The 14,420-nt window shown below is 57.4% G+C and carries 15 protein-coding genes and 1 other RNA gene; 13 read left to right on the top strand and 3 right to left on the bottom strand.

The genetic code is table 11. The annotated features are described in order from the left end of the window. Positions 1 to 134: 134 nt before the first annotated feature. From KEHDKFFH_RS08495 to KEHDKFFH_RS08505, 3 genes are read right to left on the bottom strand one after another with little or no spacing between them, the layout of a single operon-like run. On the bottom strand, positions 135 to 1,082 hold the full coding sequence (locus KEHDKFFH_RS08495) for an SDR family oxidoreductase (protein ID WP_104321514.1): 948 nt from the start codon (positions 1,080 to 1,082) through the stop codon (positions 135 to 137). Further along, the gene (locus KEHDKFFH_RS08500) at positions 1,082 to 1,897 is read right to left on the bottom strand and encodes a lysophospholipid acyltransferase family protein (RefSeq protein WP_104321515.1); all 816 of its coding nucleotides are present in this window, start codon (positions 1,895 to 1,897) and stop codon (positions 1,082 to 1,084) included. Before KEHDKFFH_RS08500 ends, KEHDKFFH_RS08495 begins: the two co-directional genes overlap by 1 nt. Further along, complete coding sequence (locus KEHDKFFH_RS08505; RefSeq protein WP_104321516.1) at positions 1,894 to 2,817, bottom strand: D-hexose-6-phosphate mutarotase; 924 nt, start codon at positions 2,815 to 2,817, stop codon at positions 1,894 to 1,896. The genes KEHDKFFH_RS08500 and KEHDKFFH_RS08505 overlap by 4 nt, the downstream gene beginning before the upstream one ends. 118 nt (positions 2,818 to 2,935) lie before the next feature. Between KEHDKFFH_RS08505 and KEHDKFFH_RS08510 the strand changes: the two genes are divergently transcribed. The 13 genes from KEHDKFFH_RS08510 (at position 2,936) to KEHDKFFH_RS08570 (ending at position 14,419) form a co-directional block, all read left to right on the top strand. Next, complete coding sequence (locus tag KEHDKFFH_RS08510) at positions 2,936 to 3,685, top strand: 2OG-Fe(II) oxygenase (protein WP_104321517.1); 750 nt, start codon at positions 2,936 to 2,938, stop codon at positions 3,683 to 3,685. 109 nt (positions 3,686 to 3,794) lie between these two features. Further along, positions 3,795 to 3,891: signal recognition particle sRNA small type (gene ffs / locus KEHDKFFH_RS08515), an RNA gene on the top strand. 164 nt (positions 3,892 to 4,055) lie between these two features. Next, positions 4,056 to 6,017, top strand: coding sequence for a DNA polymerase III subunit gamma/tau (gene dnaX, locus KEHDKFFH_RS08520; RefSeq protein ID WP_104321518.1), 1,962 nt, complete (start codon positions 4,056 to 4,058; stop codon positions 6,015 to 6,017). A gap of 3 nt (positions 6,018 to 6,020) precedes the next feature. Next, a complete protein-coding gene (locus KEHDKFFH_RS08525; RefSeq protein ID WP_053115401.1) occupies positions 6,021 to 6,344 on the top strand; it encodes a YbaB/EbfC family nucleoid-associated protein in 324 nt (107 codons plus the stop codon). A gap of 31 nt (positions 6,345 to 6,375) precedes the next feature. Further along, positions 6,376 to 6,978, top strand: a complete 603-nt coding sequence (gene recR, locus KEHDKFFH_RS08530; RefSeq protein WP_104321519.1) for a recombination mediator RecR — start codon at positions 6,376 to 6,378, stop codon at positions 6,976 to 6,978. A gap of 31 nt (positions 6,979 to 7,009) precedes the next feature. Continuing rightward, positions 7,010 to 8,167: a ribonuclease D gene (locus KEHDKFFH_RS08535; RefSeq protein ID WP_104321520.1), complete on the top strand. Its 1,158-nt coding sequence runs from the start codon at positions 7,010 to 7,012 to the stop codon at positions 8,165 to 8,167. Then, a complete protein-coding gene (locus KEHDKFFH_RS08540; RefSeq protein ID WP_104321521.1) occupies positions 8,164 to 8,457 on the top strand; it encodes a YcgL domain-containing protein in 294 nt (97 codons plus the stop codon). Before KEHDKFFH_RS08535 ends, KEHDKFFH_RS08540 begins: the two co-directional genes overlap by 4 nt. Further along, positions 8,454 to 8,900 (top strand): YcgN family cysteine cluster protein, encoded by a 447-nt coding sequence (locus tag KEHDKFFH_RS08545; RefSeq protein ID WP_104321522.1) that lies wholly within the window; start codon positions 8,454 to 8,456, stop codon positions 8,898 to 8,900. Before KEHDKFFH_RS08540 ends, KEHDKFFH_RS08545 begins: the two co-directional genes overlap by 4 nt. Beyond that, positions 8,900 to 9,244: a hypothetical protein gene (locus tag KEHDKFFH_RS08550; protein ID WP_064226965.1), complete on the top strand. Its 345-nt coding sequence runs from the start codon at positions 8,900 to 8,902 to the stop codon at positions 9,242 to 9,244. The genes KEHDKFFH_RS08545 and KEHDKFFH_RS08550 overlap by 1 nt, the downstream gene beginning before the upstream one ends. Positions 9,245 to 9,287: 43 nt before the next feature. Then, positions 9,288 to 11,450 (top strand): VWA domain-containing protein, encoded by a 2,163-nt coding sequence (locus KEHDKFFH_RS08555; protein WP_241956464.1) that lies wholly within the window; start codon positions 9,288 to 9,290, stop codon positions 11,448 to 11,450. A gap of 17 nt (positions 11,451 to 11,467) precedes the next feature. Further along, complete coding sequence (locus tag KEHDKFFH_RS08560) at positions 11,468 to 12,310, top strand: AAA family ATPase (protein WP_104321524.1); 843 nt, start codon at positions 11,468 to 11,470, stop codon at positions 12,308 to 12,310. Positions 12,311 to 12,344: 34 nt separating this feature from the next. Next, on the top strand, positions 12,345 to 13,523 hold the full coding sequence (locus tag KEHDKFFH_RS08565; RefSeq protein ID WP_104321525.1) for a vWA domain-containing protein: 1,179 nt from the start codon (positions 12,345 to 12,347) through the stop codon (positions 13,521 to 13,523). Between the two features lie 347 nt (positions 13,524 to 13,870). Continuing rightward, entirely contained in the window at positions 13,871 to 14,419 is a 549-nt protein-coding gene (locus tag KEHDKFFH_RS08570) for an AraC family transcriptional regulator (RefSeq protein ID WP_241956465.1), read from the top strand. Position 14,420: the final 1 nt, after the last annotated feature.

Genomic DNA, 14,420 nt, shown 5'->3' on the forward strand with positions numbered 1-14,420 from the left:
AGGGGGCTAAGCACGTACCATTCCAGATTTCCTAACCTCTTGTTTAGGAAAAGAACAAATTCGCCCGGATTCATGATATGTAAAGAAAGGTGACGCTCATCATTGTGCGATGTATTGGTAAGTTAACAGTTTGATCAAACCGGCCTCTTATTCTCCCGATAGAACCGAAAAATCTCCTTCAACGGCCGCTTCGGCTCAAACCCGAACTCATTAACAAATGCCCGCCCGTCAATCACCACCGGATACTTGAAGAACGCCATCAGATAGGACGGAAAGCTCTTCAGCTTCAGAGTGCCAAGTATCATCTTCGGAATCATCGGTGGGATGGAGGGCACCTGGATTCGCTTGCAGCCACATAATTTGAGCGCGTGCTGATAGGCCACCCAATCCTGCGGAGCCACGTTGTATACCCCACGTGTCGGTTTTTTATACGCCAGCACAATGGCATCGGCCATGTCATCAATGTGGATAAATTGCATCATGGGTGAAAAGCCCGCCAGCACAGGTGCGCGTTCGCTGGCGAGCAGGGTGCTGATGGTGTTGCGCACGCCGGGGCCCACGATGTTGCAGGGGCGCAGAATGGTGATGTTCAGTTCCGGGTAGCGCCACAGGTAAATGTTCGCCAGGTTCTCCAGTTCCACGGAATCAATGAGGTCGGCACTGAGCCCGGCGCTTTTCAGTGGCGCCGATTCATCTATGAGTGCCGGGTTGTAGGCCACCGCTCCGTAGACGTGGAACGTGGAGAGCACCACCACCCGCTTGATGCCGTATTTGTGGCTCAGGTCCAGCAGTTTCTGGGTGCCCAGCACATTGGCGTTGTACCGCCGCATGCGGGTCAGCTGGCTGGACATGATCCGCCCCATGTGGATTACGCCATCAAACTGGTAGCGCCGGAACAGGTCCTCGAATACCCGCTTGTTGAAATCGATGCAGTAGCTTGGGATGTCGTCGCCCAGGTAGACCTGTTCCCGGAAATCCACGGCGACCAGGTCGCAGGTATCCCTGAGCTGTTCGATGACCTGTTGGGCGAGGGCGCCAGCGGCGCCGGTAATCAGAATGTGCGGTCTGCGTTGTTCGGTCATCAGAAAAGCCTTTTCCTTTCGCTCAGTCCCTTGTCGATCAGCCGGCTGATTTCCGCCTTGACCTTCTCAACCCGTTCGGTGACCTGCTCTTCGGGGATTTCCAGATCGTCAAAGTACATCGGGGCTCCGAAGTTAAGGTGCACTTTTGCCGGCAGCACGACGGGCATGGCGACCGGGGCGTAGGGGATGCCCAGGGCCTTTGCCAGGGGTTTGATGTTGGCGATGGCCGGGATGGTCTCCTCGCAGCCCACCACACCCACGGGCACAATCGGCGCCTTGTACTTCATCGCCAGGTGCATGAAGCCATTGCCAAACCGTTTGAGCTGGTAGCGGTCCTGGTAGAGTTTCCCGGAGCCGCGTACGCCCTCGGGAAACACAATGACGGCTTCATTGTTGGCGAGCATCTTGGCGCAGTTGACAGGGTCGCCCAGCACGGCGCCCACCTCATTCAGCAGGTTGCCCAGCCAGGGCACAGTCGGGAAAAAGCGTTCAATCATTGCCCTTGGAATGCGGGCATCTTTTTCGCGGGAGGCGAGGGCATAGCCAATCAGCAGGCCGTCGATAGGTAGCTGCCCGCTGTGGTTCGCGATAATCAGCACGGGCCCATCCGCGGGAATGTTCTCGACGCCGTGGGCCTGGACCCGGAAATACTTCTCGTAAATCTGTTTGGTGAGCGAAAGCCCGGATTTCATGGCTTCGTTGTTGTAGCCCCAGGGATCATAGCCCAGGCTCCCTATGGGTTTGCGGATGCGGTTGATATGCTCCTCCAGTTCCGCGGGAACCAGTCGGGTTTTGAGAAACGATGCCAGGCTCATGATTTCCTTCCGATGAATACGCCTAATGTGTGGCTTTGTCCTTTATTTAGCACCCGGTAATCGCTGGCGGCATTGGCGGTTTCGACGCACAGCATGGACTGCCAGGCCGTATCGGGAAAATCCGACAGTTTTGCCGCTTTCGCGGGGCCCGGGTTCCAGACAATGGTTGAGTCGCTGCCCACGGCGGAGAGTTTGCGGCCGCTTCGCGGTGTCACGATGGTCAGGGTCTCGCCGCTCTCGTAGATCCGGTCAGTTTCGCCCTCGAAGTACACCGGCCCCTCCTGGTTGCGGTATTCCCAGTTATCCAGGGTGTCGATGTACTGGCTGTTTCCAAGGCCCAGTATTCGAGTGCGGGTGATGTCGCTGGTGGGCAAATAGGTATGGAGCGCCTGGGTAAAGGCCAGGGGATCGTTCCCCAGGTTTGTGGTGGTCAGCGCCAGCTGGCAGCCCCGGATGGAAAAGCTGAAGGTGAGCAGGGCGAGTGCGTGGCCGGCCCAGACATCACTGAAATCTTCATTAGCATCCAGGGATAGGCTGATTTCTACCTCGTGGGCGTTCTCCCGGACATCTTCCAGTTTCCAGAGCGCGGTGCGGGCAAACCCGTGGGCTTTGTCGGTATGGATACGTTTGCGAACTTCCGGCGCATTGCGGGCCGGATCACCGAACCAGGGCCAGCAGACCGGAATGCCTCCACGAATGGCACGGCCAGGCTCGTAGCGGGCGGTTGGGCTCATCCACAGCCAGTCAGATTCGTCCTGGGGCTTGAAGCTTGCCAGGTGGGCGCCCTGTAAAAACAGGGTGGCCTGGAACAAGGGGTGGTGTACCTCAAGGGCTTCCAGTTGCCCGATCGTTTTCCAGCGCGTGAAGGACCATTGGCCCGGAGAGAGTGAGAGCGGTGGCCTGTTACTGCTTTCTGACATGGTTATCTGCTAAGTGAAACCGGTTAAGTGTATTTGCCTACACAGAGAGTAAATTAAAACTGCCGCTCCGGCGAGAATTGCGCCTAAAATACGCTCAAATTTCGCACGAGGCCAGCCGATGGAAACGCCGGTAATCATCCCGATCCATGATCCCCTTATCACCCCTTTGCAGAGCGCCGAGGATGCGGTGGCAGGTAGTGATGTCCAGCTGATGGGCCTTGCGCCGGATCAACGTGAGGCCTTGTCTGAGGACTGGCTGGATGAGCTGGCTTTGGGGCTGAGCGAGCACGGCTGGATGTCGGTTGACGCGCGGTCATGGCTGGGAAACAACCTGTTGGCCGCATTGAAACAGGAAGTGCAGATTCTCGACCGTACCGATGCCATGAAAAAAGCCGGGATTGGCCGCGGCAATGATCTGGTGCGTGACCGTTCGGTGCGCCGCGACAAGATCGCCTGGTTGCAGGGTGTTACTGCGCCTCAGGCAGCGTTGTTCGAATTCTTCGAGATGATTCGTCAGGGCCTGAACCAGAGACTGTTTCTGGGCCTGAAGCGGTTTGAAACCCATTACGCTACCTACCACTGCGGTGACTTTTATAAACAGCACCTGGACAGTTTTAAGGGCAGGGCGTCCCGGGTGGTGAGTCTGGTGCTTTACCTGAACGAAGGGTGGCAGGCAGCAGACGGCGGCGCCCTTCAGGTGTTCAATCGCGATAACGACCTTGAGGTGTGCGGAACCGTGTTGCCCGAGGCAGGGCGCATGGCGTTGTTCATGAGCGAAGAAATCCCACACGAGGTGTTGCCGGCAAACCGCACCCGTTACAGCCTGGCCTGCTGGTTCCGCCAGGATGAGGTGCCGCTGCCTTTATAATAAGGCCTATGCTGGCGGCGTGCGGATTTGTCATTGTAGTGTGCAAACCCTTTTGCTAATATGCGCGCCGCTTTCAGGGAATTGTCCTGAAACGCCGTTATGGTGGCTCCATTGGTGCCTCCGCAACATGAAACCGTGAACCCGGTCAGGCCCGGAAGGGAGCAGCCGCAGCGGTGGAATTGTGTGCCGGGGTGTCGCTGGTGGAGTCACCCCCAGTTTTCTCCCCTCGCTTGTTTTTCCTTCTGATTATCCTTGATAGCCATGAACTTATGTGCGGCACTTGTGCGTGCGTTTCCGGGATCAAGTCTGCTTCTTATAGATCTTTGTCCGTGCTAAGGTTAGAGCCGTTTTTAACTGCAGTTGGCGGAACATGAGCTACCAGGTACTTGCCCGTAAATGGCGCCCACGCACCTTCGAGGATATGGTGGGCCAGGAACACGTGCTTCAGGCGTTGATTCACGCCCTGGAGAGCCAGCGTCTTCATCACGCCTATCTGTTCACGGGGACCCGTGGGGTAGGCAAGACCACCATTGGCCGGCTGCTCGCCCGCTGCCTGAACTGCGAAACCGGCGTTACGCCCAATCCCTGCGGTGAGTGTTCAAGCTGCCAGGAGATCCAGGAAGGCCGGTTTGTGGATCTGATCGAGATTGACGCCGCGTCCCGGACGGGCGTTGATGACATGCGTGAACTGACCGATAACGTTCAGTATTCGCCAACCCGTGGCCGCTACAAGGTGTACCTCATCGACGAGGTGCACATGCTGACCAATCAGTCGTTCAATGCCTTCCTGAAGACTCTTGAAGAGCCACCGGAACACGTCAAGTTCCTGCTGGCCACCACCGACCCCCAGAAGTTGCCGGTCACCGTGCTGTCACGGTGTCTGCAGTTCAATCTCAAACGCATGACTCCGGAACACATCGCTGGCCACCTCCGCCATGTGCTGGGTGCCGAGGAGATTCCGTTCGAGGAACCGGCCCTGTGGCTCCTGGCCCGGGCTGCCGATGGGAGTATGCGAGATGCGTTGAGCCTGACCGATCAGGCGATCGCCTTTGGCAACCAGAAGCTGTCGGCCAGTGATGTCAGCAATATGCTGGGCACCATTGACCAGCGGGATATTGAGCGCATCGTGAATGCACTAGTTGAAGGTGACGGCCCGGCTTTGCTGGCGGAAATCAGCCGGATTTCGGACTTTGCGCCAGATTACAGTGTCATCCTTGCCGATCTGCTGTCGCTTTTTCACCGGGTCACCATGGAGCAGGTGGTTCCGGGTAGTGCCGATAACGCCCTGGGCGATGCCGAGCAGGTCCAGGCCCTGGCCCGTAAGCTCAGTGCCGAAGACGCCCAGCTTTTCTATCAGTCTGCGCTGATTGGCCGGAAAGACCTCACCATTACGCCCGATGCCCGGATGGGTTTCGAAATGACGTTGCTCCGGATGCTGGCCTTTCGCCCCGGGGCTGATCGGCGCGAGCCGCCCGCTATAAGCTCCGGTGGTCAGTCTGCCGCCTCCGAGCCACGGGATGAGCCCGACCCGGCGCCGACACCACCACAGGAGCCGGCTGCGCAAATAGAATCGAAACAGCCGGAACCGCAGCCGCCACAATCCGGGCCGGCAACGGACGTCGCCGCGGAGCAGGCTCAAGAATCCAGCGAGGTTCCCGCACAGCCAGAGCCTGAACCAGAATCCCAGGACGAGGCTCCGCCTTTGGCGGACGAGGATGCATCCTGGCTGGCCAGTCTCGATGCGCAGGCTGGGGCGACCGCAGAGTATGAAGAGAACTATCCTTTAAGTGATGAGGCTCCTGTTGCAGAGGAGTCAGCACCGGAGGTTGCCGCCGAGCCAGCCGTTCAGCCTGCCCCGGCTCCGGAACCCGCTTTTGCAGAGCCTCAACCAGAGCCTGAGCCAGCGGCCGAAGCTGCCCCTGAAGCTGAGGGGGAGTTCGTTTGGCACCGGGATTTCCGGAGTCTCGGCATTATTGGTATGCCCGGCAACCTCGCGAGTCACGGCGCCATGTCGCGGGACGGCGATCTGATTACGCTGACCATTGATGAGGGCTACGCCAGGCTGTTGAACAGCCGGCACGAGGAAAAGATTCTCGCTGCCTTGAGAAACCGTTTTGGCGACTCCATTCAGTTACGTACAGAACAGGGCAATCCGGGGCCTCATACCCCGGCGGCTTATGAGGAACGCCAGCGAAAGGCGCGCCAGAAAGCCGCGGAGGCGTCCATTCACCAGGATTCGGTCGTAAAGTCTATCGTTGAACGATTCGAGGCACGGGTAGTCGAAGACAGTATCCGGCCGGCCGAGACAAGGCCAGAGACAAGCAGGAGATAAGTTATGATGAACAATATGGGCGACATGATGAAAAAAGCCCAGAAAATGCAGGAAGAGATGCAGAAGGCCCAGGAAGAAATCGCCAAGGCAGAAGTGACTGGCGAAGCCGGTGCCGGGCTGGTCAAAGTCACCATGAATGGCCGCCACGACGTTCGTAAAGTGGACATCGACTCATCTCTGATGTCTGAGGAAAAGGACATCCTGGAAGACCTTCTGGCCGCTGCGGTAAACGATGCCGTTCGGCGTGTTGAGGAAAATCAGAAGGAGAAGATGTCCGGTATGATGTCGGGCATGGGTCTGCCGCCCGGTTTCAAGATGCCGTTCTGAATTTCATCCCGCAGTCGTTTGAGGACCTTTCATGGCGTTCAGCCCCCTGGTTGATGAGCTTGTAGAATCCCTTCGTTGCCTGCCTGGTGTTGGCCAGAAAACCGCCCAGCGCATGGCCTTCCACTTGCTGGAGCGTGGCCGTTCAGGCGGCACCCGTCTTTCCGACGCATTAAGCCAGGCCATGAACGGTGTCCGGCGCTGCGAAAGCTGCCAGAACTTCGCCGACACCGAAATCTGCGGCATCTGTGACAATCCCCAGAGGCGCACCGGTACCCTGTGTGTGGTGGAAAGTCCCTCGGATCTTCTGGCCATTGAGCAGGCTGGTGACTACCGGGGCGGTTATTTCGTCTTGATGGGGCATCTGTCACCCATTGATGGCGTGGGGCCGGAAGAAATTGGCATCGAACGCCTGCTGAAGCGGATCCGCGACGAAGGTGTTACGGAGCTGATCCTGGCGACCAACCCGACCGTGGAAGGCGAGGCTACCGCCCACTACATCGCCGACCGTCTTGATGGCCAAGAGATCCTGATTACTCGTCTGGCCCATGGCATTCCGGTTGGTGGCGAGCTGGGCTATGTTGACGGGTTTACCCTGACTCACGCATTCCGCGGCCGCAAGCCGCTCTCCGATTGAACCAGACCGAATAACCCTACCAGGCACGTTTATGGATATTTCTGCCCAGGCCGCTGCGGCTGTTGACGTTCCCCCGGCTCCGGCCAACATCCATTGGGTCCGGGAGCCGGAGGCGCTGGACCAATGGCTGGACCGCGCACCGGGCAAGCCTCTGGCGCTGGACACGGAATTCGAGCGGGTTAACACCTTTTATCCCATACCGGGTCTGGTTCAGCTGGGTCTCGACGGCGAGTTCTGCCTGGTGGATCCTTCCGTTGCCGAACAATCCCGACGTTTCCGGGAAATGCTTGCGGATCCCAATACCCCAAAGCTCCTGTACGCCATGAGCGAAGACCTGGAACTGTTTCGCCAGTGGCTCAACATTGAGCCTGCCGGTGTGATTGATCTTCAAATCGGTGCCGCGATGGCTGGCGCCGGGTTTTCCCTGGGCTACGCGAGGCTGGTGGAGACCCTGTTCGGCGAGACCCTGGACAAGTCCGCCACCCGTTCTGACTGGCTGGCGAGACCGTTAAGCGATGCCCAGCAACGCTACGCCATTGAAGATATCCGTTTTCTGGAGCCGATGTACCAGTGGGTCAGCGGATTATTGCGTGATCGCGGACTGGAGGCGGCCCTGGTTGAGGAATCGGCTCGCTTTGCCGATGAGTTGGCGGGGCAGGAAGATCCGGATAACCACTACCTGAAACTGCGAGGTGGCTGGACGCTTTCGGCTCAGCAACAAGGAGCACTCAGGGAACTGGTTCGCTGGCGTGAACTGGAATGTCAGCGGCGGGACCGGCCCAGGAACCGGGTGTTGTCGGATGCGTTATTGATTGCCATTGCGGAAAGGCTGCCAGGCTCCCTGAAGGAGCTCTCCAATATTCAGGGTGTACCCTCCGGCGCAGTCCGTCGGTATGGTGATGTCCTTATTGAACTTGTTAGCCGGGGATCGACCGCGGATAATTCGTCCCTTGAGAGGATCGCGCCACCCTTGTCCCGGGATCAGCAGGGGTTCTTCAAGCAGTTAAAGCGCCTTTTCAGAAAAGCGGCGGAAGATTATGATATTCCAATGGAATTGCTGGCGCCCAGAAAGCGTCTTGAGAAGGTTGTGCAGCACCCCGATCTGGCGCAACACGAATTTTTTCAGGGTTGGCGGGCGCAGATTCTCGCGCCGGTTCGCGCTGATATCGAGGAATTACTGAAGTCATGAAAGAGCGTGAATTTGTCTCTGTTTTCCGGAGTAGCAAAAAGAATGACACCTATCTTTTTGTTCGCCGCGGACAGAAGTGGGAAGAGCTTCCAGAGAACCTGCGGGGTATCTTCGGGCAGCCGGTTCATTCCATGGATCTGGTGCTGACGCCGGACCGCAAGCTGGCAAGAACCACTGGCAAGCAGGTTCTGGAAGCGATCGGCGAGAAAGACTTCTTTCTGCAGATGCCGGAAGAGCAGGATGGCTACGTGGTGGACTTCAAACGCAAGCTGGATCAGCGCAATCCATGATTGCCCAGGTGCCGTTCTGGCAGCGTAAGCGTCTGCACGAGATGACGCCCCAGGAGTGGGAGTCTCTCTGCGACGGTTGCGGTAAATGTTGCCTGAACAAACTGGAAGACGAAGACACTGGTGAGGTTTACCACACCGACCTGGTGTGTCGTTACATGGACGAGGAAACCTGCCAATGCACCGTTTATGAAGATCGGCTGCAGAAAGTGCCGGGCTGCACAGTGCTGACACCGGATACCGTCAGCGACTACCATTGGTTGCCGTATACCTGCGCCTACCGGACGTTGGCTGAAGACCGGCCACTGGCCGAGTGGCATCCTCTTCGAAGTGGGGATCCGGATTCGGTTCACGAGGCCGGCGTTTCGATCCGTCACAAGGTGATGTCAGAGGACCGCGTGCCGGAAGAAGACTGGGAAGAACACATCATTCACTGGATCCTGTAATGATTGATACTGATGCACAACTGGCCTACGGAATTTTCTGGGCCGCCTACGCCATCGCCTTTGTCGTGTTCTTTTACATGATGAAGAGCCTGGTCCGTTTCCTCCCATTTTACGGAGTGCGGACGCTGATTCTTGCAGCCCTGGTGGCTTTGCTGCTTACCCCGGTTGAATCGCCGGATCTGGCCGGTTGGTGGATTCCGGCCTGGCTGTTTGGCGGTTACGAAATGATTCTTGGCGACGCCGACGCTTCAGGCCGGGCCCTGTTCAATCTTGGTCTGGCCGGATTGGTGATGCTGCTGGTCTGGGTACTGGATCTGGTTCGCTACCGTCTTGTTCGCAAGTAACGCAGAAAAATAAAAGAAGAAAAGGATGGATGCCTTGAGAGAGATGACATCGAGATGGTTTGGCCTGTTCGCGTTTTCCCTGGCGCTCAGCCTGCCTGCCGGGCTTAACGCCCAGGAAAGTGATGACGTTCAACTGCCAGCGCAGTCGGACGTGCGAATCATTGTCGATATCTCGGGTTCCATGAAAGACACCGACCCGGAAAACCTCCGCCAGCCTGCCGTTCGACTTCTCGCTCGGCTGTTGCCGGAAGGTGCCACCGCCGGCGTCTGGACCTTTGGCCAATACGTCAACATGCTGGTGCCGCATCGGGAAGTGACCGACGCGTGGCGCGACATGGCCATTCAGCGCTCGGCGCAGATCAATTCGGTCGCCCTCAGGACTAACCTTGGAGCGGCTATTGAGACGGCAAGCGATGACTATTTCACTGACGGCGATCTCAGTCGGACCCACTTTATCCTGCTGACTGATGGCAAGGTCGATATCTCCGACGATCCGGCAGCCAATACGGCAGAGGAAAACCGGATATTGGACACAATTGTTGCGGACCTCATTGAGCGGGGCGCCACGTTCCACCCGGTCGCTCTGTCAGAGGCAGCCGAAACCGACTTTCTGAAAGCCCTGGCGACGGAATCCGGCGGCCGTTTCCAGGTGGCCGATACAGCGGATGCACTGAACCTGGCGTTCCTGCAGGCCCTGAACACGGCGGTGCCCCAGGAGCAGATTCCGATTGAGGGCAACGGTTTCACCGTGGATGAAGGCGTTCGTGAATTTACCGCCCTGATTTTCTGGGGAGAGTCGGAAACCTCGGCAACGCGGGAGCTTGCAGTGGTTCGCCCGGACGAACAGACCGTGAATCTCTCCGAATTCCCCGATAATGTCCGGTGGGCAAGGGAAGCCGGCTATGACCTGATCACGGTTAATGAGCCGTTGGCCGGGCACTGGCGTATTAAAGGCGAGTTGGGCGAGGGTAGCCGGGTAACGGTGGTCAGCGACCTCAGGATGGTGGTTAATCCACTTCCACCGGTGTTTACCGCGGAGGACCCACTCAACATCCGGGTTGGCTTTTTCGAAGAGGGGGAGAAAATCACCAATCCAGATTTTCTGGGTGTGATTGAAGTCAGTCTCAGTATCACTTCGGAAGATGGCAGAAGCGGAACCAAGGTATTAAGCGGTGAGCAGCCGCCGGAAGACGGCACCTATCGGGATACCGTGAGTCGATTGCCAGCTGCGGGCCTCTACACTTTTGATGTGGTCGCCGACGGCCAGACCTTCAGCCGCAAGTTCAGTGCTACCGTCGGGTTCACGGTGCCTGAAGGTGCAGAGCCTGCCGATCAGCCAGTTGAACAGGTGGAGCCTGAGGTGTCAGAACCAGCGCCCGCCACCGAGCAGTCTGAGCCGGAGTCGCCAGTATCCGAACCGGAGCAATCCGAGCCTGAACCAGCGATTGCATCGCCCATCGACGTGAGCCAGGCCGAGGAGCCGGAGCCGATTGCCGAAGAGCCCGCACCGGGACCGGAGGAACAGGAAGAAGCTGAAACCGCCTTTGCCGTACCTTTGTGGATGATCGGTGCAGCGGGCGGTGGTCTGGTGTTGATTGGCGGCCTGGTGTGGTTTGCCATTCGCCAGCGGAAGCAACGCCAGCGGGAGCAGGCTGAGGCGGCCGCCGAGCGCGAAACGCTTGAGGATTTGCACGAGGAGTCCGAACCGGCGCCTGAGCAGGCAACTGAGCCGGAACCGGAGGCGAGCGTCGATGCGGAGGAGAGCCTTCAGCCCGAAGAAAGCCTTCAGCCGGAAGAGGATGCCGAAGCTGAGGAGATTCCGGAGGTTACCGAGGAAGCGCCAGAGGACGATATGTCCGAACTGGAAGCCGTGATCGATGAGCATGAGGCCACTCTGAAGGCGGAAGATGAAGCGCTTTCGGAACCTGAGGTGGAATCGGCGGATGAGCTGGACGAGGATATTCCGGTGGCCGATACGCCGGTGGAGGAAGAGCCTGCGGATATGGACGAGGATATCCCGGAGCTGGAGGATGTCGCCGATCCCTCCGACGCTGATGCGCCGGAAGACGATGACGACGAAGAGTTCGGGCTTGAGGATTTCGATCTGTCCGAGTTCGACGATTTGCCCGATTATGATCAGGATGAGTCCGGATTACCCGAAGACGATCCGAAAAAGAAGCCTGATCAAAAAGACCAGAAAAAGTAACCAACAGGAACCAGAGCATGAAGTTTACCGGTACCGAGAAGTACGTAGCCACCGATGACCTGCAAATGGCCGTCAACGCAGCAATTGCGCTTCAGCGCCCGCTGTTGATCAAAGGCGAGCCGGGCACCGGGAAAACCCTTCTGGCGGAGGAAATGGCCGCTGGTCTGGGTATGAGGCTGATTCCGTGGCATATCAAATCGACCACCAAGGCCCAGCAGGGGCTTTACGAATACGATGCGGTTTCCCGTCTTCGGGACTCCCAGTTGGGTGATGAAAAGGTCAAGGACATCAGCAACTACATCGTAAAGGGCAAGCTCTGGGAGGCCTTCGAGGCGGACGAGCAGGTGGTCCTGCTGATCGATGAGATCGACAAGGCGGATATCGAGTTCCCCAATGACCTTTTGTTGGAACTCGACCGGATGGAGTTCTTTGTCTATGAGACTCAGAAACTGGTTAAGGCAAAGAAACGCCCGATCGTGGTGATCACCAGTAACAACGAGAAAGAACTGCCGGATGCGTTCCTGCGCCGTTGCTTCTTCCACTACATCAGCTTCCCGGACCATGACACCATGCAGAATATCGTGGATGTGCATTTCCCGGGCTTGCAGCAGGAAATCGTGCGCGATGCCCTGGAAGTCTTCTTTGATGTGCGCAAGGTCCCGGGCCTGAAGAAGAAGCCGTCCACCTCGGAGCTGATTGACTGGCTGAAACTGCTGATGGCTGATGAGCTGTCGGCGAAAATGTTGCAGGAGAAAGATACCAGTTCGGCGTTGCCACCTCTGTACGGTGCCCTGGTAAAGAACGAGCAGGATGTGCACCTGTTGCAGAAGCTCGCCTTCATGGCCCGTCGCCGCAGCTGATTCTCGGCAAGATCATTGGCAAGAGTCACGTTTTATGTTGATTGAATTTTTTCTTGAAGTCCGGCGCGCAAGGGTGCCTGCCAGTCTGAGGGAGTTTCTGGACCTTTTGGAAGCCCTGCAGAAGCGGCTCGCCTTTGCGGATATGGAGGAGTTCTATTACCTGTCCCGTCTTTGCCTGGTCAAGGACGAGCGCCACTTCGACAAGTTTGACCGTGCTTTCCAGGCCTATTTTGAAGGTATCGAGAATCTCGACGACCTGCTGGAAGCCCTGATTCCCGACGACTGGTTGAGGGCCGAGTTCGAGAAGCACCTGTCGGAGGAAGAGAAGGCGAAGATCGATTCTCTGGGCGGCCTAGAGGAGCTGATCGAAACCTTCAAGAAACGGATGGAAGAGCAGGAGGAGCGCCACGCCGGCGGCAACAAATGGATCGGTACCGGCGGCACCTCGCCATTCGGGGCCAACGGGTACAACCCGGAAGGCTTCCGGATCGGCCAGAAGAATGGCCGCCACGGCAGGGCCGTGAAAGTCTGGGAAAAGCGCGAGTTCAAGGATCTGGACGATAGCGTGACCCTCGGCATCCGCAACATCAAGGTGGCACTGAGGCGGCTGCGTAAGTTCGCCCGACAGGGAGCAGCAGATCAGCTGGACATGGACGATACGATCCGCTCCACGGCTCGCAATGCCGGCTATCTGGACCTGAAGATGGTGCCTGAGCGGCATAACGCTGTGAAAGTGCTGATCTTCTTCGATGTGGGCGGGTCCATGGACCCTCACGTTCGTGTGTGCGAGGAGCTGTTCTCGGCCGCACGGCTTGAGTTCAAACACATGGAATATTTTTACTTCCACAATTTCATCTATGAGAGTGTCTGGAAGAACAATATCCGCCGGATGAACGAAACCACCAGCACCTGGGACATTCTTCACAAGTACACGCCCGACTACAAAGTGATCTTTGTCGGCGACGCGACCATGGCACCCTATGAGATTTCCCATCCCGGTGGCTCAATCGAACACTGGAACGAAGAAGCGGGAGCCACCTGGTTCCAGCGCGTCACCGAGCACTTCCGCAAGGTTGTGTGGATCAATCCACTCCCCGAGAGTTACTGGGGTAATGGCGGTTCGTTGGGCATGACCAAGCAACTCGTTAACGATCACATGTACCCGTTGACCGTTGAAGGCCTCGAATCGGCCATGAAGCAACTGAGTAAATAAAAAAAAGCCGATGCGGTTGAGAGCATCGGCAAAGCTCGGCATATCAAGCGGGTTTGCCTGAAGGCACTCCCGCCGCTTTCCAGAGAGCAAATACAGGGCCAGTTGGATTAAAAGCTGTTAAAACAGTCGTTTAAAAATCCAGTTGTGCGAATCCCTCGCCCTGACATTCCTTCCCATCCTGAATACCGTCAAATAACTCGACACTTTCCCCAATCTTTAATTGCCTGACTCGCGTTTTTCATTTGGTGATCTGGATACCGTTCTTGGCGGTTACCAAGTGTTACGATTTCTGCCGATCTGTTACAGAAGTTTGCATTAGTTACAGAGGCTACAAGGGCAGGAGGCTTATGTTCGGCACACAACAAACACAAAGACGCCGGATAGCAGACCAAAAGGTATTCGCCATCGGGTCAGTGGTTCTGGCATTGCTGTTTGCTCCAGTGACGGCTGCGGCCGGGCTTGACGACGAGCTCGAGCGCCTGAGCGCCGAGGTCGCCAGTCATTCCGAGCGGGTATTCGCCCTCGAACAGAAGGTCCTTCATCCAGCCAATACCCGGCTGGCAGTTTTTCTGACACTTCAGAGCCGGGATGCCCTCGATCTTGATTCCGTCGAGCTGTTCGTTAATGGCAAGCCTGTGGCTTCCCACCTGTATTCTGATAGAGAGCGGGCATCGCTTGAACGCGGTGGCATCCAGCAGTTGTTCACCGGGAACCTGGAAAACGGCGAGCATGAGTTGAAAACGGTGATTACCGCCCGCTCTGCCGATGATGATTTCGTGCGTCGGGAATCCACCCATCGGTTCAGAAAACGCCCAGGCGTGCTCCGTATGCAGATGAGCCTGGAGGCCCGGGCGCCCGATTACGAACCTCGGGTTTCTTTCATGGAGTGGGAGTAGG

The organism is Marinobacter maroccanus (assembly GCF_002933275.1).
GTDB lineage: Bacteria > Pseudomonadota > Gammaproteobacteria > Pseudomonadales > Oleiphilaceae > Marinobacter > Marinobacter maroccanus.